This window comes from Pantoea sp. S62 (assembly GCF_016658625.1).
Lineage (GTDB): Bacteria > Pseudomonadota > Gammaproteobacteria > Enterobacterales > Enterobacteriaceae > Pantoea > Pantoea vagans.
Map to the genome: position 1 here is coordinate 83,991 of NZ_JACVVI010000001.1, position 21,961 is coordinate 105,951.

The window sequence follows — 21,961 nt, forward strand, 5'->3', positions numbered from 1 at the left end:
CTTACTTTTAGTAGCTTATTGGCTAATCAGGTAAGGTGACAACGATGCATGCACTCATAGTGACTTCCCATCCTGACCAGGATGCGCATTCCCACCACGTGGCGGACCAGCTGGCGCAGGGCATAATCTCGACAGGGCACCATACGGTTGAAAAGGCCGATCTGGCGGCAGAAAAGTTTGATCCCCGCTTCACGCTCGATGATCATCGACGTTTCAACGGTCAGGCTATGGCATCGCCCGAAGTGCTGGCGGAACAGCAGCGACTGGACCGCGCCGATGCGCTGGTACTGGTCTATCCGATATACTGGTGGTCATTCCCGGCACAGCTAAAAGGCTGGATCGACCGGGTGTTTATCCAGGACTGGGCCTTCAGCGAACAGGATGGTCGGGTAATTAAACGCCTTGGCCATCTGCCTGTGCATCTGCTGGCGATTGGCGCGGCGGACACCCGAACCTTTCTGCGGCGCGGCTATTTCACCAGCATGCGTAATCAGATTGAAAACGGCATCTTTGACTACTGCGGTGCGCCGGTGGTGACCAGTGAGCTGTTACTGATCGGCGATGAAGGTTATCCTGAGTCGCACTATCAGCTGGCGCAGGCTCTGGGCCAGCGTCTGTTCGCCCATCAGGAAAAACATGACCGTAGAAAAAACACCCCGTAAGCGTCTGTCACGTGAGGCCCGACGCAGGCAGTTGTCAGACGTCGCGTGGCAGATAATGCAGACGGAAGGCAGCGAGGCGCTGACGCTGGCGCGGGTCGGCGACGCCGCGGGTGTCAGTAAACCGGTGGTGTATGACCATTTCACTACCCGTCATGGGCTGCTGGCGGCGTTGTATGACGATTTTGATCGCCGCCAGAGCGAGCGGATGAATGCGGCGATGGATGCCGCGCCAGTCAGGCTGCAACAAAAAGCGGACGTGCTCGCGGCCTGTTATGTCGACTGTGTGATGACGGAGGGGCGCGAAATCCCCGAACTGCTCTCCGCGCTCAGTACCTCACCGGAACTGGCCGCCGTCAAACGCCACTATCAGCTCGACTTTATTGCCCGCTGTCAGCGCTGGCTTGCGCCTTTTGCTGGCAGCAGTGGTATTGCGGAAGCCGGCATGTGGGGTCTGCTGGGGGGCGCGGATGCCATCGCAGGCGCAGTGGCACGCGGCGATATCAGTAAACCGGAAGGTCAGCAGGCGATAGCGGCTATGGTGATGGCGCTGGTGGCAGACAGTCTGGCGTCAGAAGTGGATTAGAAAAAAGGCGGCCCGCAGGCCGCCGAATCATTCAACCACAACAGGCGTTGTGTAAGCAGTGGCAACATACAATGATGATCGTTTAGCCTTTCACCCCGCCCGCGGTTAGTCCGCTGACCAGCCAGCGCTGTGCCAGCAGGAAAACCAGGGTGATCGGAATCGCGGAGAGCACCGCCGCCGCGGCAAAATCTCCCCACAGGTAGTTCTGCGGATTGAGGTACTGCTGCATCCCCACCGCCAGGGTATAGCTGTTGACGTCGCGCAGCAGCAGCGAGGCGACCGGCACTTCAGTTACCGCGGCGATAAACGCCAGAATAAATACCACCGCCAGAATCGGCACCGACAGCGGCAGCAGCACCAGCCGGAACGCCTGCCACGGCGTTGCGCCATCCAGCGCGGCGGCCTCTTCCAGTGACCCATCGATGGTTTCGAAATAGCCCTTAATCGTCCAGACATGCAGCGCAATGCCGCCCAGATAGGCGAAGATTACCCCTCCGTGGGTATTGAGCCCGATAAAGGGCAGATACTGGCCGAGACGATCAAACAGCGCATAGAGCGCTACCAGCGAAAGCACCGCCGGGAACATCTGGAAAATCAGCATCCCTTTCAGCAGGCTGGCGCGACCGGTAAAGCGCATACGGGCAAACGCATAGGCGCAGGTGGTGGAGAGCGCCACGATGCCCAGCGCGCTGATTGCCGCAATCTTGATCGAGTTCCATAACCACAGCAGCACCGGGAAGGGTGGTGGCGTCACGCGTCCGTCGGCATGTTCAACGCTAAAGCCCAGCGCCAGCCGCCAGTGCTCCCAGGAAATCTGCTCCGGGATCAGGCTGCCGGTGGCAAAGTTACCGGCCCGCAGGGAAATCGCGATCACCATCAGCAGCGGAAACAGAATCGCGGCAATAAATAACAGCAGCAGTAGATGCGTGGTCAGCAGACGCAGCCGTTGCGATTTGGGTTGTACCATAGCCATAACAACTCCTTAGCGCCTGGTCCATCAGGCTATTAATCGAATTTCATCCGCGAGGCTTTCAGGTTAATCACCGCCAGCGCACCCACCAGCAGGAAGATCAGCGTGGCAATGGCGGCCGCCAGACCAAAGTCCTGCCCGCCACCGCCTTCAAAGGCGATACGCCAGGTATAGTTCACCAGCAGATCGGTATAACCGGCTGGCGTGGTAGTGCCCAGGCGATCCGGCCCGCCGTTGGTCAGCAGTTGCACCAGCACAAAGTTATTAAAGTTAAAGGCAAAGCTGGCAATCATCAGTGGCATCAGCGGCTTCAGCAGCAGCGGCAGCGTAATCAGGAAGAAATTCTGTAGCGGTCCTGCACCGTCCATCGCCGAGGCTTCATAGAGGTCGTCGGGAATGGCTTTCAGCAGCCCCATGCAGAGGATCATCATGTAGGGATAGCCGAGCCAGGTGTTGACGATAATCAGCATGGTGCGTGCAAGCGTCGGATCGCTGAACCAGGCGGGCTTCACGCCAAACAGCGCGCTCAGCATCACGTTGATCTCACCAAAGCTCTGGTTAAACAGCCCCTTGAAAATCAGGATCGAGATAAAGGCCGGAACGGCATAGGGCAGAATCAGCATCACCTGATAGACCGCTTTGCCGCGCAGCGCTTCCCACTGCACCAGACAGGCCAGCACCATGCCCACAGCCACGGTCAGCACCACGGTGATCAGCGAGAAAAGCAGCGTCCAGCCAAATATAGCCAGGAACGGCTTCTGAATCCCTTCGTCGGTAAAGACCCGCACGAAGTTTTTCCAGCCGGTATTCACGGTAAAACCAGGACTCAGCGTTTCGTTGTCCCAGTTATTGTCTGCGTTCACCGCCTGATAAAAACCGGTCTGCGGATTAGCGCGGTAACGCGTGCCGCTCTGCTGGTTAATCAGCTCATCCTGCGCGCCAGCCCGATAGAGCGGCTGGGTACCAGAGAACTGGCGCAGCGAACTCATGCGCAGCTGACGGCCATCCGGCAGCTCGGCGCGGAGCTGGCTCAGCGCCTGACGGTGGGTGGTGATCACCCTGAAGGTGGCACGTTCGGCTGCAGGGAGTGCCGCGGGAGCCATTTTTAGTGTCTGATCGGCGCCAAATGCAAATGGCGGAGAGACAAAATTGTCTTTGCCATCGTTCAGCACCAGCTGCCAGCGATCGCCCGCCGGGAAGAGTGAAAAATTCACCGCCTCACCCGACTGGAAGGTGCGGCCCAGCAGCACCTGCTGCGCCCGCTCAAAGGTAAGCTGGTTGGTACTGCTGTAGTTGGTAAAGGCGATAGCGATGGTGCAGGCGAGGGGGAACAGCACAAACAGTACCATGCCGGCGACGCCGGGATAGACATAGCGCCACGCATAAGCGCGACGGTTGGCAAAAATCCACAGTCCGGTTGCGCTGAGGATCAGCGTCAGCAGCGCAAACAGATATTCGCCCTGCGCATACATCAGCACCAGCAGATAGCCGACCAGCAGACAGCAGAGCCCGATGAGAACGCTTTTCAGCAGCAGACTGCGCGTTTTCGGTTTTCCTGACATGATGCGGTTTTCCTTAACGATCACTCAAGCCGGGTTGCCCCGGCTGCAAAAGGGAGAATTACTTCTTCAGACGGGCCTGGGCATCTTTCAGTGCGGCGTCAACGCTCTGACGTCCGCCCAGCGCGTTCAGGGTCGCGGTGCGCATCGCGTACCAGAAGGCCGCCATCTGCGGGATGTTTGGCATGATGTCGCCCTGTTTCGCGTTGCTCATGGTGGCGGCGATACGCGGATCTTTCTCCAGCGTCTGCTGGTAAGATTTCAGCGCCACGGCACCCAGCGGCTTGTCTTTGTTAACCGTTTCCAGCCCGGAATCGGTCAGCAAATAGTTCTCCAGGAACTCTTTCGCCAGTTCTTTGTTCGGACTGGCGGCGTTGATCCCGGCGCTCAGTACGCCGACAAAGGCTTTAGACGGTTTCCCGTTCAGCGTCGGCAGTTCTGTGACGCCATAGTCGATGCCGCTCTTATCCAGATTGCCCCATGCCCACGGACCATTGATGGTCATGGCGGTTTCGCCCTTGTTGAATGCGGCTTCGGCAATCGAGTAATCGGTGTCCGCATTCAGGGTTTTGGCTTTAACCTGATCGACCAGGAATTGCATGCCTGCTTTCGCCCCGGCGTTATCGACGCCGACATCCTTCACGTCATAGTGTCCGTCGGTCAGCTTAAAGGCATAAGCCCCGCCCGCAGCCAGCAGCGGCCAGGTGAAGTAGGGCTCCTGCAGGTTAAACATGATGGCGCTTTTGCCTTTGGCGCGCAGTTGCTTGTCGAGCGCGGCCATCTCTTCCCAGGTTTTTGGCGGAGTCGGCAGCAGCTTTTTGTTGTAGATGAGTGACAGCGACTCAACGGAAATCGGATAGCCGATCAGCTTGCCGTCAAAGCGCACCGCATCCCAGGTAAACGGGAAGATCTTCTCGCGGAAGCTGGCATCTGGCGTCACTTCTGCCAGCAGGCCCGACTGCGCGTAGCCGCCAAAACGGTCATGCGCCCAGAAGATAATGTCCGGGCCATCGCCGGTCGCTGCGACCTGCGGATACTTCTCTTCCATTTTGTCAGGATGTTCGACCGTGACTTTGATACCGGTCTCCTGCTCAAACTTCTTACCCACTTCGGCAAGGCCGTTATACCCCTTGTCACCGTTGATCCAGATGACCAGTTTACCTTCCTCGATTTTTGCCATCGCGCCTGCTGAAAAGAGCACGGCAGAGAGGGCAGAAAGGGCCAGAATTCGTGCTCCGGTTTTCATCGTCATAAATCCATCCTGTTAGCGGAAGTGGTGAATGCTCTGTCGGCATCATTGTGCGTATCCACACCGGCATCTCATCCTCCCGCGCTCTACGCCCCTGGCGTAATCGCTGTGATCGCACTGGCAAAAAGCGCCTTAAGCGCGAGCTGAAGCGGTAAAAAATCCTGCAGGTCTGCGTCAGCGATCACAAAAAAGCGCGGCACCGCGCGGCCTGCCGCGTCAGCCCGCGTTTCTCCTCCTCCCGCCTCCTCCCCCAGCAGATTGCGTGGCGGCGGAGGATGTGACTCCCTGTTTCCTCTCGCATAGTGAGCCCCGGAACCCGTCTGCCGCCCGGCAGACACGAATGTGCAGCTAAGAGGGAAGGGATCATGGCGAGCGTTGTGCTACGCAATGTCACAAAAGCCTGGGGCGATACGGTGGTGTCGAAAGATATCGATCTCACTATTCGTGAAGGGGAATTTGTTGTTTTCGTTGGCCCGTCGGGCTGTGGCAAATCGACGCTGCTGCGCATGATTGCCGGACTGGAAACCATCACCAGCGGCGAACTGTTAATCGGCGACCGGCGCATGAATGAGGTGCCGCCTGCTGAACGTGGCATCGGCATGGTGTTTCAGTCTTATGCGCTCTATCCCCATCTGTCGGTGGCGGAGAATATGTCTTTCGGCCTGAAGCTGGCCGGGGTGAAAAAAGCGGAGATCCATCAGCGCGTCAATCAGGTCGCTGAGATTCTGCAACTGGCGCACCTGCTCGATCGCCGTCCCAAAGCCCTCTCTGGCGGCCAGCGTCAGCGCGTGGCGATTGGTCGCACGCTGGTGGCGGAGCCGCGCGTCTTTCTGCTCGATGAACCGCTGTCGAATCTCGACGCCGCGCTGCGCGTTCAGATGCGCATTGAGATCTCCCGTCTGCATAAGCGCCTGAAGCGCACCATGATTTACGTCACCCACGATCAGATCGAAGCGATGACGCTGGCTGACAAGATTGTGGTGCTGGATGCCGGGCGCATTGCGCAGATCGGCAGGCCGCTTGAGTTGTATCACTATCCCGCCAACCGCTTTGTCGCCGGGTTTATCGGCTCACCCAAAATGAATTTCCTGCCGGTCAAAGTGACCGCCACCGCCATCGATCAGGTGCAGGTGCGGCTGCCGAATCAGCAGCTGGTCTGGCTGCCGGTGGACAGTGCCGGGGTCCAGGTTGGCAGCAATATGTCACTGGGTATTCGCCCGGAACATCTGCTCTCCAGCGATATCGCCGACGTTACCCTGGAAGGGGAAGTGCAGGTAGTGGAACAGCTGGGGCATGAAACACAGATTCACATCGAGATTCCCGCTATCCGTCAGAACCTGGTCTACCGCCAGGAGGACGTCGTGCTGGTAAAAGAGGGCGCCATCCTCGGTATTGGCCTGCCGCCCGAGCGTTGTCACCTGTTCCGCGAGGACGGGAGCGCGTGCCGCAGGCTGTATCAGGAGCCGGGTGTATAGCCCTGCCAAAAACAATAAAAGCAATGACCTCAGGAGATAGAAAATGTTAACTCTGCGCAAACTTCCCATTGCCGTTGCCGTCGCGGTGGGAACCCTCTCCGCCCCGACGATGGCGGTTGATTTTACCGGTTACGCCCGTTCCGGCATTGGCTGGACCGGCAGCGGTGGCGAGCAGCAATGTTTCCAGGCGACCGGCGCTCAAAGTAAGTACCGTCTGGGTAACGAATGTGAAACCTACGCCGAACTGAAATTAGGCCAGGAAGTGTGGAAAGAGGGCGACAAAAGCTTCTATTTCGACACCAACGTGGCTTACTCCGTAGCACAGCAGAATGACTGGGAAGCGACCTCACCCGCCTTCCGCGAAGCCAACGTTAAAGGTAAAAACCTGATCGACGCGCTGCCAGGTTCGACCATCTGGGCCGGTAAGCGCTTCTACCAGCGTCACGACGTTCATATGATCGACTTCTACTACTGGGATATCTCCGGTCCGGGCGCGGGTCTGGAAGATGTTGATCTCGGCTTTGGTAAGCTCTCTTTCGCGGCAACCCGTTCGTCTGAAGCCGGCGGCTCTTACACCTTCTCCAGCGATCGTATCCGTGACTTCGCCACCAGCACCGCCAACGACGTGTTTGATGTGCGTCTGGCCGGTCTGGAAACTAACACGGATGGCGTGCTGGAACTGGGTGTCGATTACGGTCGTGCCAATGCCCGTGATGACTACCGTCTGGAAGATGGTGCGTCGAAAGATGGCTGGATGTTCACGGCTGAACATACCCAGAGCATGCTGAAAGGCTACAACAAGTTTGTGCTGCAATACGCAACCGACGCGCTGACCTCGCAGGGCAAAGGCGTGCCGCAGGGCACCAGCCTTAATAATAACGGTGACATGTATCGTATTCTCGATCACGGCGCAATCTCGCTGGCGGAACGCTGGGACCTGATGTACGTCGCCATGTATCAGAACATCGATCTTGACAACAACCGTGGCACCGAGTGGTACACCGTCGGTGTGCGCCCGATGTACAAATGGACGCCGATTATGAGTACGTTGCTGGAGCTGGGCTACGACAACGTGAAATCGCAGCAGGCCGGCGAGCGTAATGGACAGTACAAAGTGACGCTGGCGCAGCAGTGGCAGGCGGGTGACAGCATCTGGTCACGACCGGCGCTGCGTCTGTTCGCAACCTACGCCAAATGGGATGAGAAGTGGGGCTACAGTAAAGACAACGCTGGCGATCTCACTACCTTCGCCTCTGCTGACTCCACCGGCAACGGCATCCTGACTAACAGCCGTGGCAACAACGACGAAGTCACCTTCGGCGCGCAGATGGAAATCTGGTGGTAAACCTTTTCTGACAGGCGCGGCCTCGCGCCTGAGGGATCTCTTTGGTCGTGGTGTGCCATTGCCTGGTTCACACCGCGACCTGCAATAAGGTACGCATAATGAAAATGAAAAAACTGGCTGCACTCTGCCTGAGTGCGGCGCTGCTGGCAGGGCACGCTCTGCCTGCCCTGGCCGATGTTAATCTGGTGCCGCAGGATCTCTCCGCTGCACCCGTGGTGGCTCCCGAAACGTTACAACGCCTGAGCTGGCAACCGCTGGCGGCTTCTCAGACCCAGACCACTACACTTTCGAACAGCGGCCAGACGCTGAACGCGCCGCACATTGCCGGGCCGGTCGCGGCCTACAGTCTGCCCGCCACGATTGGCGAACTGACGCTGACGCTGAGCAGCCTTGTGGAGAACGGTCAGGTTTTTGCGCCTAACGTGCTGGTGCTGGATGAAAATCTGCGTCCGGCGGCCTGGTTTCCCAGCCGCTACTTTACCTATCAGAAGCCGGGTGTGATGACGGCGGATCGGCTGGAAGGCGTGATGAAACTCACGCCGGCGCTGGGCCAGCAGAAGATTTACCTGCTGGTGCTCACCACCGACAGCGATCTGACACAGACCACCACACTGCTCGATCCGGCCAAAGCCTATGCCCAGGGCACCGGTCATGCCGTACCGGATATCCCCGATCCCGTTGCCAGCCACAGCCGCGAAGGCACCATTAAGCTGAAAATGCAGACCAGTTCCGGCTCCTCGATTCTGGTCGGGCCACTGTTTGGCTCATCCGGGCCAGGCCCGGTCACAGTGGGTAACAGTGCACCGGCGGCAACGGCCTACAGCGCAGCGCCTGCTCCGGCCGCCGCGCCCGGGCCAAAAGCCCGTGCTGAACCCATCATGAGCGACACCGAGCATTACTTTAATCAGAAGATCACTCAGGCGGTGAACAGCGGCAACATCGACAAGGCGCTGAAACTGCTGGATGAAGCCGAGCGGCTGGGTTCTACCTCTGCACGGCAAACCTTTATCAGTAGTGTTAAAGGCAAGGGGTGATGCTGCCCCGACGCTATTGATGTTGTCCCATCTGGTGCGCTCTGGCGCACCTTTTTTTGTTGCGACACGCACCCTTGCCCTGGTGTTGTCTGGCTGAGCAATCTGTATAAAAACGGGTGAGCAAACATAATGCTCTGAAGTTGCGAGTTGTACGTTACTGATGTACATTTCATTATCTGATTTCAGGAGGCTATATGCGTAGTTACACCACCACTGAGGCCCGACAAAACATTGCTGAAGTCATGGACACAGCTACGGCCGGTGAGCCTGTAGAAATAACCCGGCGCGATGGTTCTTCTGCTGTACTTATCAGTCGCGACGATTTTAATGCCTGGCAGGAAGCAAAACTGGATGCCGAATTTGCCGACATTATGGGGCGACATTCACGTACGGTGAAGGCACTGGCTGACCGATGAAATGGGTTAGTGCTCAGGAGGTGATAGCTTTTCATGATCGTCTGCTGGCTGTTCTGCCAGGTATCAAGGGTATGCCAGAACCCCAGAGAGCAGAAGCTATCATTTATAGGGTACAGAACCAGCTCTATTATGAAGGTGTGGAAGATATCTTTGTATTAGCCGCCATCTACCTCATCGCTATATCCCGGGGACACATTTTTAATGATGGTAATAGGCGAACTGCATTTTTCGTCACGATGGTTTTTTTGAATCGTAACGGCATAGCTATACGTGATGAAGATAATGAACTCGAAGAATTAACGGTATCTGCCGCTACTGGTGATGCCACGACTGAGGTCATTGCTGCTGTATTGCGGCGATTATCGTTTTTGTCTCCGTAAGAGTCATTTTTGTTGTCAGCCCTGCATGTTTGAAATTTTCTCCGCCTAAACGTAATAATCCGTGAGCAGGTTTTCGTCTGTAAATGATGACGACATGATTTGCTATCAAATGAGCAAACCCCGAAAATTTCGGGGTTTGCTCTTTTAATCTTAACTCCAGCCTTAACCCCGCAGCAGCCGCTTACGGCGAGCCGTCAAATCCCTTAACAACATATCAGTTTCCGCATCGCTGAACAGTGCCTCCACAGTCACGCTCAGCTTGCGTCGCCAGTTCGGGTATTCGTCGCTGGTGCCGGGAATGTTGACCGGCGCGGCCATATCCAGCCAGTCCTCTGGTTGCAGACCCAGCAGGGCGCTGTGGCTGTCCGCCAGATAGCGCTGCATCGCCCGGTTCAGTGCTTTACTCATCCCGGTGCGGCGTGCATCGCGTCCGGCACGTTTCGGCAGCGCACCGACCCGATGCAGACTGTTCAGCAGCGCCTGTTTCGCCCGGCGTCGATCCTGATACAGCCCGGCCAGCACCACTTTGTCGGGATAAAGACCGAGTTGCGCGCCGGTCGTCAGATCGTCACTTTGCCACCAGCCGCGCAGCGTCGGGAGATCGTGCGTGGTGGCGACAGCCATCGCCTGACGTGGCCAGATGGCGGGCGGACGAAAACCGGCGTCGGAGGTCTGTTCGAACCAGAGCACTTTATAGGAGTAAACGCCGCCATCCCGCAGCTTATCGACAATCGCTTCCGGCACGGTGCCGAGATCTTCGCCAATCACCATGCAGCGATGACGCTGGCTTTCCAGCGCCAGAATCGCCAGCAGATCGTCGATGGGATAGTGCACATAAGCGCCATGGTCGGCACTTTCTCCCGCCGGGATCCACCACAGCCGCATCAGCGCCATCACATGATCGATACGCAGCGCGCCGCAGTGACGCATGCTGGCGCGCAGCAGGGCGATCCACGGCTCCCACGCGCGCTGACGCATTACCTGCGGATCCATGGGCGGCAATCCCCAGTCCTGACCGCGCGGGCCAAGAATGTCTGGCGGTGCACCGATGCTGGCTTCCATGCAGTAGAGATCGCGCTCGCTCCACGTCTCTGCGCCACCCTGGGCGACGCCTACCGCCAGATCGCGGTACAGTCCAATCGGCATCTGCTGCTGCTGACAGACGTTCCAGCAATCGGCGAGCTGCTGCGCAGCCAGCCACTGCAGCCAGAGCCAGAAGCGCACCTGATCCTGATGCTGATTTAAAAACGTCTGCACCGCCGGGCTGCCGGGATGCTGTAACGCCTCCGGCCAGACCGGCCAGCCCCAGCGCCCGCTGTCCTGCGCTATCTGATCCGCATGCAGCGCATCAAACAGCGCCTGATGCAGCAGGCTCTCGCCGCCTTCCCTGATAAACGCATTAAACGCCTGCACCTCAGGATCGATGGCGTCACGCTGGGTAAACTGCGGCCACGCCAGGCTCAGCGCCTGAATTTTCAGCCGCGTCACTGCCGCATAATCGACCCATTCGGCTGCGCGAGCTTGCGCCAGCCTCTGCTGCGTCTCCGGCAACTGCCACCAGGCCTGTGCGGCGGCGCTCTGCCGGAAGTCAGTCACCGCGTTCACATCGATGTAAAGCACATTGAGCCAGCGCCGGGACGACGGGCTGTAAGGACTGGCGCTCTCCGGGCTGGAGGGAAACAGCGCATGAACAGGATTAAGGCCGATAAACGCGCCGCCGCGTGCGGACACCTCCGGCAGCATCTGGCGCAGATCGCTAAAGTCGCCAATGCCCCAGTTCCCGGCCGAGCGCAGGGTATAGAGCTGCACGCAGGCGCCCCAAAAAGACTCACCAGCCAGCAGTGCCGGCGGTTCATAACAGCGGGCGGGGGCAATAATCACCCGGCATGACCACTGCTGCGCGCCCTGTTGCAGCGTCAGCTGATGATAGCCTTCGGGCAGCGGCGGCAGATGCAGCGGCTGGGCGGGCTGGCAGCGACCGGAGCTGATCTCACCCGCCTCGCTGATGAGATGCCAGTGGGCATCGTCGCTCAGCTGCGGCGAGAGGCTGAGAGACTCGCCGCTGCGAAAAATTACCGCCGATGGCAGCGGCGCGCTTAGCGGATGGGAAGGCTGCATCACCGCCAGCAACCGCTGGCGGGTCAGGGTCGGAATCGCCTGTGGCTTGCCGTGTGCATTGATATACTCAGCAGCGATGCCTGCCAGGGAAAATTCATCCAAAACTTTCATGGCGTTCCTTAGCGTTTCGCTTGCCAGATGCGCTGCTGGTAATCGCGGATCGCGCGATCGGAGCTGAACATGCCACAGCGTGCGGTATTGAGGATGGTGGCACGCGTCCAGGCCTCCTGATCGCTCCACAGCAGTTCCACCTGCGCCTGCGCATCCAGGTAGGGCTGGAAGTCAGCCAGCACCAGATAAGGATCGCCGCCTTCAGGGCCAAGACTGTGCAGCATCGCATCAAACGCGTGCAGGTCGCCCTGGCTGAAGGTGCCATCTTCCAGCGCCTGTAACACCTGATTGAGCAGTGGATCTTTTTTGCGCCACTGCGCCGGGGCATAGCCATCGGCTTTTAACGCCTTCACCTGTTCCACGGTATGCCCGAAGATAAAGATGTTCTCGCTGCCGACCTGCTCAGCGATCTCAACGTTGGCGCCATCCAGTGTGCCGATGGTCAGCGCACCGTTAAGCGCCAGCTTCATGTTACCGGTGCCGGAGGCTTCTTTTCCGGCGGTAGAGATCTGCTCAGAGAGATCGGCGGCGGGAATCAGTCGCTCGGCAACGGAGACGTTGTAGTCGGGAATAAACACCACTTTCAGCCGGTCGCCAATACGCGGATCCTGATTAATCACCTCAGCCACTTTGTTGATGGCGTAGATGATATTTTTTGCCAGCGCATAGCCCGGAGCGGCTTTGGCACCAAACAGCACCACGCGCGGCGCGCGATTCGCCTGCGGATCGCTGACCAGCGTCTGCCACAGCGCAATGATGTGCAGCAGGCTGAGATGCTGACGTTTGTACTCATGCAGGCGCTTAATCTGCACATCAAACAGCGCAGTCGGGTCGATTTCGATACCGGTGCGGTTTTTGATCCAGCCGACCAGCGCCTGTTTGTTCTGCTGCTTGATGGCGCGATAGTCCGCGCGGAAGGCGGCGTCATCTGTAAAGGCTTCCAGTCCCTGCAGGGCATCGAGATCGTTCAGCCACGGCTTGTTCAGTGTTCGGGTGATCAGCGCACTCAGCGCCGGGTTGCACTGATTAATCCAGCGGCGCGGCGTAATGCCGTTGGTGACGTTATGGAATTTCTCCGGCCACAGCTGGTGATACTCCGGGAAGAGATCCTGCACCACTAGTTTCGAATGCAGCGCTGCCACGCCGTTAACGGCAAAGCCGCTGGTGACGCAGAGATTGGCCATCCGCAGCTGGTTGTTATGCACCAGCGCCAGTTTGGCCCATTTTGCGTCATCGTCCGGCCAGCGCGCCGTGACAGCCGTTTTCAGCTGCGCGTTCAGGGTGTTGATAATCATCATATGGCGCGGCAGTAGGCTGCGCACCAGCCGGACATCCCAGCACTCCAGTGCTTCCGGCATCAGGGTGTGGTTGGTGTAGGCGAAGGTGTGCTGCGTGATCTGCCACGCGCGATCCCAGCTCAGCTGATGCTCGTCCAGCAGCAGACGCATCAGCTCCGGAATCGCCAGCGTCGGATGGGTGTCGTTCAGCTGGATCACTTCGTAATCGGCCAGGGTTTCAATGCTGCGTCCGGCCAGATGATGACGACGCAGAATGTCAGCCAGCGCGCAGGCGCACTGGAAATATTGCTGCATCAGACGCAGCTTTTTGCCGTTCTGGTGATTGTCGTTGGGGTAGAGCACTTTGGTCAGTTTTTCTGCATCAATGCCCTGTTGTTCCGCGCGCAGAAAGTCACCGTCATTGAAGCGACCCAGATTAAACGGCTGCGCATGTTTCGCCTGCCACAAACGCAGTGGCTGACTGATGCCATTCTCATAACCGACCACCGGCAGATCCCAGGCTTCACCAGTCAGTTCAAACGCCGGCTGCCACTGCGGCTGCCCCTCAACGGTCACCACTTTACCGCCCAGCCCGACCCGCACGTTGAGCGCGACGTTGTGGTTAAACCACGGATAGCGATCGCGCTGCCAGTCATCCGGGCCTTCAATCTGTGCGCACTGCTCAAAGCGCTGGCGGAACAGTCCGTACTGATAGTTCAGACCGTAGCCCGTCGCAGGCTGACCCACGTTCGCCATGGAATCCAGGAAGCAGGCCGCCAGCCGACCCAGGCCGCCATTGCCCAGCGCCGGATCCGTTTCGTTTTCCAGCACGTCGGTAAGTGAAACGTTCCAGGCCGAGAGCGCATCGTTAACCGCGTCATACCAGCCCAGGTTCAGCAGGTTGTTGCCGGTCAGGCGACCAATCAGAAACTCCATCGACAGGTAGTTAACATGGCGCAGATCTGTCGGGGCCGTGGGAGCAGGCTGTGCGGCCAGCATATCGGCCAGCGCACCGCTGAGTGCCTGCCACCACTGTGCGTGGGTCATCTCCTGCGCATCGCGCAGGCCAAAACGCTGCCACTGACGGGTCAGGGCCGCGTTGAACTGAGTCGGGTTGAAATCGGGCTGTGTCATGGTTGATGTCCTGTAAAAACAAAAAATGGCTCAATGTGGCGACAGTCTGCCCGGGTGGAAATCATTGCTCATCCTCCTGCAAAGAATTAGGGCAGGAGGATAGGGAGGGTTGAGAGGATGAGGCTAATCCGAAATCGTCGCAGGAGTGTGATTGCGCCCGCTTTTGTAAAGTTTAATTAATGGGTTTGCTTGCATTCATCTGACGAAATGCTGAACCTGTGTAAGGAATAATTACGAAGCGTAAAATAATGATGCGCTCGACAAATGGAGAAACGCGCGCCCATGTTAATACCCGCCAAACTCAGTCGCCCGGTGCGTCTTGAAGGCACCGTGATCCGCGAGAGATTGCTGCAAAAGCTCACCGCTGCCGGTAACTATCGGCTGGTGCTGGTGACCAGTCCGGCGGGCTACGGTAAAACCACACTGGTGTCACAGTGGGCGGCGGGGAAAAGCGATCTGGGCTGGGTTTCTTTAGACGAGGGTGATAATCAGCCAGAGCGCTTCGCCGATTACCTGATCGCGGCACTGCAACAGGCAACACACGGCGGCTGTCCCCGCAGTGAGCTGCTGGCGCAGAAGCGGCAATATGTGAATCTCAACGCGCTGTTTTCCCAGCTGTTTATCGAGCTGGTGGAGTGGCAGCAGCCGCTGTGGCTGATCGTTGATGACTACCATCTGATCACCAATCCGGTTATCCATGACGCGATGCGCTTTTTCCTGCGCCATCAGCCTGAAAATCTGACCCTGATTCTGATGTCTCGTAACCTGCCGCAGCTCGGTATCGCTAATCTGCGGGTGCGGGAGCAGCTGATCGAACTGGGCAGCCAGCAGCTGGCGTTCACCCATCAGGAGGCGCGCCAGTTTTTTGACTGTCGTCTGGCGGCCCCGCTGGAAAGCGAAGAGAGCAGCCGCCTGTGTGATGATGTCGCAGGCTGGGCGACGGCGCTGCAGCTGATTGTACTATCGGCACGCCAGGGAGCCAATTCGGCGCAGCATTCCGCCCGGCGTCTCTCCGGCATCAATGCCAGCCATCTCGCCGACTATCTGGTTGAAGAGGTGCTGGATAACGTCGATCTGCCGACCCGCCATTTCTTGCTGAAAACCGCGCTGCTGCGCTCAATGAATGATGAACTGATCGCCTGCGTGACCCGCGAAGAGAACGGTCAGATGCGGCTGGAGGAGATCGAACGCCAGGGACTGTTTCTGCAGCGCATGGACGACTCCGGCTGCTGGTTCAGCTACCATCCGCTGTTTGGCAACTTCCTGCGTCAGCGCTGTCAGTGGGAACTGGCGGCGGAGCTACCTGCATTGCATCGGGCGGCAGCCGAGAGCTGGATGGCGCAGGGCTTTCCCGGCGAGGCGATTCACCATGCGCTCGCCTCGGGCGATGCCACCATGCTGCGGGACGTGCTGCTGAAGCATGCCTGGACGCTGTTTAATCAAAGCGAACTGCCGCTGCTGGAGAACTCTTTAAAAGCGCTGCCGTGGGAGATGATGCTCGACAACCCGATGCTGGTGCTATTGCAGGCGTGGCTGATGCAGACTCAGCATCGCTTTTCAGAAGTTGACAGCCTGCTGGCGCGTTTTGAGCAGGCCAGCCACTGCGAGATTGATGCGGCACTGCGCGGAGAGTTTAATGCGTTGCGCGCTCAGGTGGCGATCAACGATGGCAAGGCCGATGAAGCGGAGCGGCTGGCCAAAGTCGCGCTTGATACCCTGCCAGCCAGCCGTCACTACAGCCGCATTGTGGCAACTTCAGTGCATGGTGAAGTGATGCACTGTAAAGGCGAACTGGACGATTCACTCAAGCTGATGCGACAGACCGAACAGATGGCGCGTCGCGATGAAGTGTGGCACTACGCGCTCTGGAGCCTGATTCAGCAGAGCGAAATTCTGTTTGCGCAGGGCTTTTTGCAGGCCGCTTATGAAATTCAGAGCCGCGCCTTTGTGCTGGTGGAAGAGCAGCATCTGGCGCAGTTCCCACTGCATGAGTTTCTGCTACGCATACGTTCCCAGCTGCTGTGGGCCTGGGGACGACTGGAAGAGGCAGAGCAGGCGGCGCGCGAAGGCATCAAGGTGCTGAACGGTTATCAGCCGCAGCAGCAAATCCAGTGTCTGGGATTGCTGGTGCAGTGCTCGCTGGCGCGCGGCAATCTCGATAACGCCCGCAGCTACCTGAACCGTCTGGAAAACCTGCTGAACAACGGCAACTGGCACAGCGACTGGATCGCCAATGCCGATAAAGTCCGGGTGATCTACTGGCAGATGACGGGCGAAAGCCAGAACGCCCGCAACTGGATGCGGCAGACACCCAAACCCGCCTTCGCCAACAACCATTTTCTGCAGGGGCAGTGGCGAAACATTGCCCGCGCGCAGATTCTGTTGGGCGATGTCAGTCAGGCGGAGGTGGTGCTGGAGGAACTGAACGAAAACGCCCGCGCCCTGCGCCTGATGAGTGATTTAAACCGTAATCTGCTGCTGCTGAATCAGATCTACTGGCAGACCGACCGCAAGGCGGAGGCGCAGCGCGTGCTGATCGAGGCGCTGAAACTGGCGCGCAGCACCGGCTTTATCAGCCACTTTGTGATTGAAGGCGAGATGATGGCGCAGCAACTGCGGCAGCTGATACAGCTTAATACCCTGAATGAGCTGGACAGCCACCGCGCCCGCCGCATCCTGCTGGAGATCAACAAATACCACCGTCACAAGTTCGCCCATTTCGATGAAGGCTTTGTCAGCCGGTTGCTTAACCATCCTGACGTGCCGGAACTGATCCGCACCAGCCCGCTGACGCAGCGCGAATGGCAGGTGCTGGGGTTAATCTATTCGGGCTACAGCAACGATCAGATTGCCGGTGAGCTGGCGGTGGCGTCTACCACCATCAAAACCCATATCCGCAATCTCTATCAGAAACTGGGTGTGTCACATCGCAGCGAAGCGATGAATCAGGTGCAGTCGTTGCTGAAAATGATGGGGTATGTCTGAGGGTATTAGGGGGAAAGATTAATTGCGGAATATCGCAGGCGCGATGGATTATCAGCATCACGTTTATTCTGGCGCCTTTATGCAGTCTGTGCCTTACAACGAACAGCCAGGCGGATTGCTGCACCAGAAGAGAGACGTAATTACCCACCACAAATAGTCGGTAAAATGCGTTAATCCTCTGTCGGCCGTCTCTGTCAAAAGCCGTTACGACCAAAGACTATTCCGTGAATAAGCCTGTCTGAAAGTATAAGCAGAAGGATCTATAGCTAAGAAAATTCTGTGTGCAAGCGTAAGCCGCGCTATGTTAATATTTGTGCGCTTATTCAGCTCTCCTGCCTTGCGTAGCATTACTGGAACGCAGTATGAACGATAAATATTACCTTCATCATGACGTCGATGTGCTGCTTCTGCTGCGCCGCATCTGCCAGATCGCCTTAACGTTACTTATTCTGCTGAGTCTTCATCCCTCTGTTGCGCTGGCCGGGATAAAGGATAACAAGGCTAATCGTATCGTCAGCGGCATCATCAGTTTTACCCACTGGCAAAATTTAAATAAACCGCCTGAATTATGTGTTTTTACTTCAGCGCGTCATCTCTCTTTGCCGGAAAACAGCGCCGCTGCAGCAGCGACATTCACCGTTGTCTATCTTACGGGTGCAGGTGATCTCGCGTCGCATCGCTGCGACGCTCTTTATTTCGGCGATCAGACACCGCGGCAGCAGGTGGACATTATTGAGCAGCTGAAGGGAAAAGCGGTGCTTACCCTGACAGAGAACAATGCGGAATGCGCTGTGGGTGCCGCTTTTTGCCTGATTTTTCAACCGGACCATACGCACTTCTCCGTTAATCTCGATTCACTTGCCAGAAGCGGTGTCAGAGTGAATCCGGATGTGCTTTTACTCTCCCGCGAGGGAAGTGAATGAAATGAAATTCGATAAACTCAAGCACGATAAATCATCCATCCGCAATAAACTGCGGAAAATAAGCACCATCAATTCGGCGGTGATATTACTGTTGTGCTGGTTGTTGCTGTCATCGACGTCGCTCATTTTTATTAAAAACTATGAGAAATGTAACCTTGATTTAATAGGCTCAACGCTGAGCACCACGCTCACTGCGGCAACCGTATTTGCCGACAGCTACGATGCGCGTAATAAAATCGAACGGTTTGGTAATGAGGGCATGTATGACTCTGCAAAGCTGGTTACCCGCGATAACATCGTTCTGGCTAAGTGGCATGCACAGCGGGAACAGACAGGATGGTTTTCACGGTTGCTGCGTGAGTGGATTTACCTCAAACCGCTTAACGTCAATATCATTCATGCTGATGTCGTTGTCGGCACCCTGACGCTGGAAGGCACCGTGACCGGCGCGGTGAGTTTCCTTCAATACTCATTCATGATCCTCTCTGTCGGGATGCTCTGCGTGCTGATTATTTCACTGATGCTGAGTGAATTTCTGCATCGGGGTATTATTGCGTCGCTCCGCACCATTACCAGTTCGATTCACTATGTGATTCACTCGGGTGATTTTTCCCTGCGTATTCCGGGTGGCCCGATCAGAGAATTGCAGCTCTTTTCCGATGACCTCAACTCCCTGCTGATGGAGATGCAGTCACTCAAGGCGTCGTTGCTTCGTGACAATCGCTCGCTGGCAGCGAAAGCGCTATCCGATCCGCTGACCGGTCTTGCCAACCGCAGCGCCTTTTCTGCTCGTCTGACTCAGCGCCTTGACCAGCCACATGAGCACGAACGCTTTGCGCTGCTCTTTCTGGATGGCGATCGCTTCAAGAGCATCAATGATAACTGGGGTCATGCCGCCGGAGACGAAGTATTAAAAGCGATAGGCTCGCGTCTTTTATCGCTGGCGTCTGAACAGGATTTAGTCGCGCGTTTAGGTGGGGATGAATTTGCCATGCTGGTCAGCAGCCGGACCAGTGAAGCGCAGTTACAGCAGCTTATGCAGCGCATTGACGACACCATCGGGGAACACATTCTTATTGCAGAGGGCATGCCGGTTACGACCTCGGTAACCATTGGCTACGCGTGGTCACAGCCTGGTGATACGGTTGAATCTATTCTTGAACGTGCCGATATGAACATGTACAAAAATAAGCGAAAAAATAGGGCGTAAATATGAAGAGAAACCTTTCCCTGCTATTGCTTACGCTGGCGCTGGTCGGTTGTCAGTCAAAAGCGCGTTTCAGCGACGCGCAAATCGCAGCGATGAAAAGTGCCGGATTCACGCAGAATATGGAAGGCTGGGGATTAGGCTTATCCGATAAGATCCTTTTTGGTGTGAACGAATCAGAGCTGACACCCTCCAGTAAGCTCACCATTCAGGGGATGGCGAAAAATCTGGCGTCGACCGGTATCAAACATGTCCGCATAGATGGACATACCGATAATTACGGTAAACCCGATTATAACCAGCAGCTGTCGCTAAAAAGAGCGAACGCGGTCGCGGCTCAGTGGGCGGAAGGCGCGGCGATACCGCGTGAGAATATTGTGACGCGTGGCCTGGGTATGAGTTCACCGGTTGCCAGCAACAACAGCGCGCAGGGGCGTGCGCAGAACCGGCGCGTGGCCATTGTCATCACCGCGCCGTAACTATTCAGCGGCCGCATAATTTTGCGGCCCGCATTTAAGATAGTGGATTGCCTGATTAGCCATAGCTGGAAGCGTTACTGAAAAGGGGGCGGGACAGCGAAGTGCACGGTGGAATTCCACCGTGCATTTTTCCTGTCAGCGATAAAACGCTGGTCTGGCTGGCATAGTAACCGGCACGATCCCGCCGGACGTCTGCGCCGCAACGCAGGCATCGGCGGCTACGGCAGCGGCATAGCCATCCCACGCGGAGGGACCGGTCATCTCACCGCTGATGACGTTGTTGATAAAGGCCTGTAACTCCACGTCATAGGCATCGATAAAGCGCTTTTTCCAGTCCGTCAGAATGGTGGTCGAGAGCTTTGCCGCGCTGCGCAGTTGCACCGAAACCGGCTCCGGCAGGCGTGCAATGCCGCTTTCACCCACCACTTCACACTGAATGTCGTAACCATATTCACAGTTCACGAAAATTTCGACATCAATGCGCGCGCCTTTAGTGGTCTCCAGCAGTACGATCTGCGGGTCACGCAGGTGGGACGACGCCTTACGGGTTTTACGCGGGAAGATCACCTGCACGCTGGCATAGTCATCATTCAGCAGCCAGCGCAGCACATCGAGTTCGTGGATCAGCGTGTCGGTGATCGCCATATCGGTGGTGTAGCTGTCACCCACTTCCGGGTTGCGGTGCGCGCAGTGCAGCATTAAAGGCTCACCAATCTCGCCGCTGTCGATCACCGCTTTCAGTGCACGATAGCCACTGTCGTAAGGACGCATAAAGCCGACCTGCACCAGCTGACGTCCCGCTTTGATCTCCGCCTCCACGATATTCATACAGCCCTGCGCGGTAACGGCCAGTGGCTTCTCGCAGAACACCGCTTTGCCCGCCTCAATACAGGCCAGCACAAAGGCTTCATGCGTCGGACCCCAGGAGGTGACCAGCACCGCGTTAACCTGCGGGTCGTTGATCAGATCAATCGCATTGTCATAAATGCGCGCTTCCGGTGTCAGTTCGTCAACAATCTGCTGGCAGTTGTCGCGGTTGATGTCATTGAGTGCCACCACGCGCGCATTCTGTAAAACGGTACTGCAACGGCGGATATGTTCGCGGCCGATTGCGCCGGTGCCGATAACACCAATGTTAATGGTCATAATGATTCCTTACGCTGAGTGGTTTAACAGCTGGATGCTGTTGCGAATTTCGCGGGTGATGTCCGCTTCCTGCCAGCTGTTCATCACCGAGGAGAACGGCTCAAAGGCATAAAGGCCGGTGTAGCCCATCTTCTCCAGGCGTTCGACCTGTTCTTTGCTGCGCAATCTGTCATCTGCGCTGAGCATAATGCGCTCTTCGTCTGTCAACTGACTGACCGGGCGCGGGTCGGTGACGCCGGAGAGGTGAACCAGACCAATTTGCTGAATGTCGATTTCCTGCTCAAAGGTCTGCTCCGCATCCTCAAACAGATGATGATGGAAGGTGTCGATCAGCAAGCGGAACGGCACGCCCGCTTCGCGGATGAGCGTCTGCGCCTGGGTTGCTGAACGCAGTGAGCTTTGTGGAAAGCCGAGCGGCTCAACCAGCCCCTGAATGCCTGCGTCGGCGAACAGCGGGGCCAGTGTTTTCAGCGCTCTGATGGTGTCGGCGGCGCTGATGGGCGTGCCGTCATTGAGCGGGCAGAGCACCAGTGATTCTGCGCCGACAGCCTGCGCATCGCTTAACAGCTGGCGGGCGCGTTGCAGCACCTCTTCATTCAGCTGGTTAAACGGGTAGAGCGCGTTGATGGTGACAATCCGGATGCCTGACTCACGCGCCAGCGCTTTCACCTCATCGCCGCTGAGATCGTCGGTGACGCGTCCGCCGGGCATATCATTGCGTAATTCGACATTGTGAATACCGAGCTGGCTGACCAGTTTAAAAAACTGCGGGATGCTCAGGCTGGGCGCTATTTTACGATTGACGCAAAAACGCGCATTGGGAATATTCAGGCTCATAACAGTTTCCTTAAATTATGGGTGCGGTGTTAAGGGCGATCGGGTCGTCATGCCTCATGACATTTTTTATT

The 21,961-nt window shown here is 57.2% G+C and carries 18 protein-coding genes; 11 read left to right on the forward strand and 7 right to left on the reverse strand.

The features are described 5' to 3' along the window. The first annotated feature begins 44 nt into the window (after nt 1-44). Together IBT54_RS00410 and IBT54_RS00415 are read left to right on the forward strand one after the other, a co-directional pair. A complete protein-coding gene (locus IBT54_RS00410; protein ID WP_201251280.1) occupies nt 45-662 on the forward strand; it encodes an NAD(P)H-dependent oxidoreductase in 618 nt (205 codons plus the stop codon). Next, the gene (locus tag IBT54_RS00415) at nt 637-1,245 is read left to right on the forward strand and encodes a TetR/AcrR family transcriptional regulator (protein WP_013196177.1); all 609 of its coding nucleotides are present in this window, start codon (nt 637-639) and stop codon (nt 1,243-1,245) included. The genes IBT54_RS00410 and IBT54_RS00415 overlap by 26 nt, the downstream gene beginning before the upstream one ends. 82 nt (nt 1,246-1,327) lie before the next feature. Here the strand turns inward: IBT54_RS00415 and malG are convergent, their stop codons facing one another. From malG to malE, 3 genes are read right to left on the reverse strand one after another with little or no spacing between them, the layout of a single operon-like run. Then, a complete protein-coding gene (malG, locus tag IBT54_RS00420; RefSeq protein WP_013196178.1) occupies nt 1,328-2,218 on the reverse strand; it encodes a maltose ABC transporter permease MalG in 891 nt (296 codons plus the stop codon). Between the two features lie 32 nt (nt 2,219-2,250). Then, entirely contained in the window at nt 2,251-3,777 is a 1,527-nt protein-coding gene (gene malF / locus IBT54_RS00425; RefSeq protein ID WP_201251281.1) for a maltose ABC transporter permease MalF, read from the reverse strand. A gap of 58 nt (nt 3,778-3,835) precedes the next feature. Further along, nucleotides 3,836-5,026, reverse strand: coding sequence for a maltose/maltodextrin ABC transporter substrate-binding protein MalE (malE, locus tag IBT54_RS00430; protein ID WP_033785017.1), 1,191 nt, complete (start codon nt 5,024-5,026; stop codon nt 3,836-3,838). A gap of 362 nt (nt 5,027-5,388) precedes the next feature. Between malE and malK the strand changes: the two genes are divergently transcribed. The 5 genes from malK to IBT54_RS00455 all read left to right on the forward strand — a co-directional run bounded on the left by malK (nt 5,389) and on the right by IBT54_RS00455 (nt 9,673). Beyond that, nucleotides 5,389-6,498 carry a maltose/maltodextrin ABC transporter ATP-binding protein MalK gene (malK, locus tag IBT54_RS00435; protein WP_013196181.1) on the forward strand — a complete coding sequence of 370 codons (1,110 nt, stop codon included), beginning with the start codon at nt 5,389-5,391 and terminating at the stop codon, nt 6,496-6,498. A gap of 43 nt (nt 6,499-6,541) precedes the next feature. After that, nucleotides 6,542-7,843 carry a maltoporin gene (locus IBT54_RS00440; RefSeq protein WP_013196182.1) on the forward strand — a complete coding sequence of 434 codons (1,302 nt, stop codon included), beginning with the start codon at nt 6,542-6,544 and terminating at the stop codon, nt 7,841-7,843. A gap of 98 nt (nt 7,844-7,941) precedes the next feature. Beyond that, nucleotides 7,942-8,877 (forward strand): maltose operon protein MalM, encoded by a 936-nt coding sequence (gene malM / locus IBT54_RS00445; RefSeq protein ID WP_201251282.1) that lies wholly within the window; start codon nt 7,942-7,944, stop codon nt 8,875-8,877. 194 nt (nt 8,878-9,071) lie between these two features. After that, nucleotides 9,072-9,293 carry a type II toxin-antitoxin system Phd/YefM family antitoxin gene (locus tag IBT54_RS00450; protein WP_013196184.1) on the forward strand — a complete coding sequence of 74 codons (222 nt, stop codon included), beginning with the start codon at nt 9,072-9,074 and terminating at the stop codon, nt 9,291-9,293. Then, entirely contained in the window at nt 9,290-9,673 is a 384-nt protein-coding gene (locus IBT54_RS00455) for a type II toxin-antitoxin system death-on-curing family toxin (protein ID WP_201251283.1), read from the forward strand. The genes IBT54_RS00450 and IBT54_RS00455 overlap by 4 nt, the downstream gene beginning before the upstream one ends. 162 nt (nt 9,674-9,835) lie before the next feature. Here IBT54_RS00455 and malQ read toward each other — a convergent pair whose 3' ends face one another. Next, nucleotides 9,836-11,902 carry a 4-alpha-glucanotransferase gene (gene malQ, locus IBT54_RS00460; protein ID WP_201251284.1) on the reverse strand — a complete coding sequence of 689 codons (2,067 nt, stop codon included), beginning with the start codon at nt 11,900-11,902 and terminating at the stop codon, nt 9,836-9,838. A gap of 8 nt (nt 11,903-11,910) precedes the next feature. Further along, nucleotides 11,911-14,313: a maltodextrin phosphorylase gene (malP, locus tag IBT54_RS00465; RefSeq protein WP_201251285.1), complete on the reverse strand. Its 2,403-nt coding sequence runs from the start codon at nt 14,311-14,313 to the stop codon at nt 11,911-11,913. Between the two features lie 282 nt (nt 14,314-14,595). Between malP and malT the strand changes: the two genes are divergently transcribed. The 4 genes from malT (at nt 14,596) to IBT54_RS00485 (ending at nt 19,907) form a co-directional block, all read left to right on the forward strand. Beyond that, nucleotides 14,596-17,298, forward strand: coding sequence for an HTH-type transcriptional regulator MalT (gene malT / locus IBT54_RS00470; protein ID WP_201251286.1), 2,703 nt, complete (start codon nt 14,596-14,598; stop codon nt 17,296-17,298). A 362-nt stretch (nt 17,299-17,660) separates the two neighbouring features. Further along, complete coding sequence (locus IBT54_RS00475) at nt 17,661-18,221, forward strand: YfiR family protein (protein WP_201251287.1); 561 nt, start codon at nt 17,661-17,663, stop codon at nt 18,219-18,221. A 1-nt stretch (nt 18,222) separates the two neighbouring features. Next, complete coding sequence (locus tag IBT54_RS00480; RefSeq protein WP_201251288.1) at nt 18,223-19,431, forward strand: diguanylate cyclase domain-containing protein; 1,209 nt, start codon at nt 18,223-18,225, stop codon at nt 19,429-19,431. A gap of 2 nt (nt 19,432-19,433) precedes the next feature. Beyond that, nucleotides 19,434-19,907: an OmpA family protein gene (locus tag IBT54_RS00485; RefSeq protein ID WP_013196190.1), complete on the forward strand. Its 474-nt coding sequence runs from the start codon at nt 19,434-19,436 to the stop codon at nt 19,905-19,907. 135 nt (nt 19,908-20,042) lie between these two features. Here the strand turns inward: IBT54_RS00485 and IBT54_RS00490 are convergent, their stop codons facing one another. Together IBT54_RS00490 and IBT54_RS00495 are read right to left on the reverse strand one after the other, a co-directional pair. Further along, on the reverse strand, nt 20,043-21,053 hold the full coding sequence (locus tag IBT54_RS00490) for a Gfo/Idh/MocA family protein (protein WP_107320387.1): 1,011 nt from the start codon (nt 21,051-21,053) through the stop codon (nt 20,043-20,045). 9 nt (nt 21,054-21,062) lie between these two features. Further along, nucleotides 21,063-21,890 carry a TIM barrel protein gene (locus IBT54_RS00495; RefSeq protein ID WP_107320386.1) on the reverse strand — a complete coding sequence of 276 codons (828 nt, stop codon included), beginning with the start codon at nt 21,888-21,890 and terminating at the stop codon, nt 21,063-21,065. Between the last annotated feature and the right edge of the window lie 71 nt (nt 21,891-21,961).

Excerpts from the sequence above, each read along its gene's own strand:
- malT (WP_201251286.1), top strand. The coding sequence starts at position 14,596 with ATGTTAATACCCGCCAAACTCAGTCGCCCGGTGCGTCTTGAAGGCACC.
- IBT54_RS00450 (WP_013196184.1), top strand. The coding sequence starts at position 9,072 with ATGCGTAGTTACACCACCACTGAGGCCCGACAAAACATTGCTGAAGTC.
- malE (WP_033785017.1), bottom strand. The coding sequence starts at position 5,026 with ATGACGATGAAAACCGGAGCACGAATTCTGGCCCTTTCTGCCCTCTCT.
- IBT54_RS00490 (WP_107320387.1), bottom strand. The coding sequence starts at position 21,053 with ATGACCATTAACATTGGTGTTATCGGCACCGGCGCAATCGGCCGCGAA.
- malF (WP_201251281.1), bottom strand. The coding sequence starts at position 3,777 with ATGTCAGGAAAACCGAAAACGCGCAGTCTGCTGCTGAAAAGCGTTCTC.
- IBT54_RS00455 (WP_201251283.1), top strand. The coding sequence starts at position 9,290 with ATGAAATGGGTTAGTGCTCAGGAGGTGATAGCTTTTCATGATCGTCTG.
- IBT54_RS00410 (WP_201251280.1), top strand. The coding sequence starts at position 45 with ATGCATGCACTCATAGTGACTTCCCATCCTGACCAGGATGCGCATTCC.
- malM (WP_201251282.1), top strand. The coding sequence starts at position 7,942 with ATGAAAATGAAAAAACTGGCTGCACTCTGCCTGAGTGCGGCGCTGCTG.
- malP (WP_201251285.1), bottom strand. The coding sequence starts at position 14,313 with ATGACACAGCCCGATTTCAACCCGACTCAGTTCAACGCGGCCCTGACC.
- IBT54_RS00485 (WP_013196190.1), top strand. The coding sequence starts at position 19,434 with ATGAAGAGAAACCTTTCCCTGCTATTGCTTACGCTGGCGCTGGTCGGT.
- IBT54_RS00480 (WP_201251288.1), top strand. The coding sequence starts at position 18,223 with ATGAAATTCGATAAACTCAAGCACGATAAATCATCCATCCGCAATAAA.
- IBT54_RS00415 (WP_013196177.1), top strand. The coding sequence starts at position 637 with ATGACCGTAGAAAAAACACCCCGTAAGCGTCTGTCACGTGAGGCCCGA.
- IBT54_RS00475 (WP_201251287.1), top strand. The coding sequence starts at position 17,661 with ATGAACGATAAATATTACCTTCATCATGACGTCGATGTGCTGCTTCTG.
- malG (WP_013196178.1), bottom strand. The coding sequence starts at position 2,218 with ATGGCTATGGTACAACCCAAATCGCAACGGCTGCGTCTGCTGACCACG.
- IBT54_RS00440 (WP_013196182.1), top strand. The coding sequence starts at position 6,542 with ATGTTAACTCTGCGCAAACTTCCCATTGCCGTTGCCGTCGCGGTGGGA.
- malK (WP_013196181.1), top strand. The coding sequence starts at position 5,389 with ATGGCGAGCGTTGTGCTACGCAATGTCACAAAAGCCTGGGGCGATACG.
- malQ (WP_201251284.1), bottom strand. The coding sequence starts at position 11,902 with ATGAAAGTTTTGGATGAATTTTCCCTGGCAGGCATCGCTGCTGAGTAT.
- IBT54_RS00495 (WP_107320386.1), bottom strand. The coding sequence starts at position 21,890 with ATGAGCCTGAATATTCCCAATGCGCGTTTTTGCGTCAATCGTAAAATA.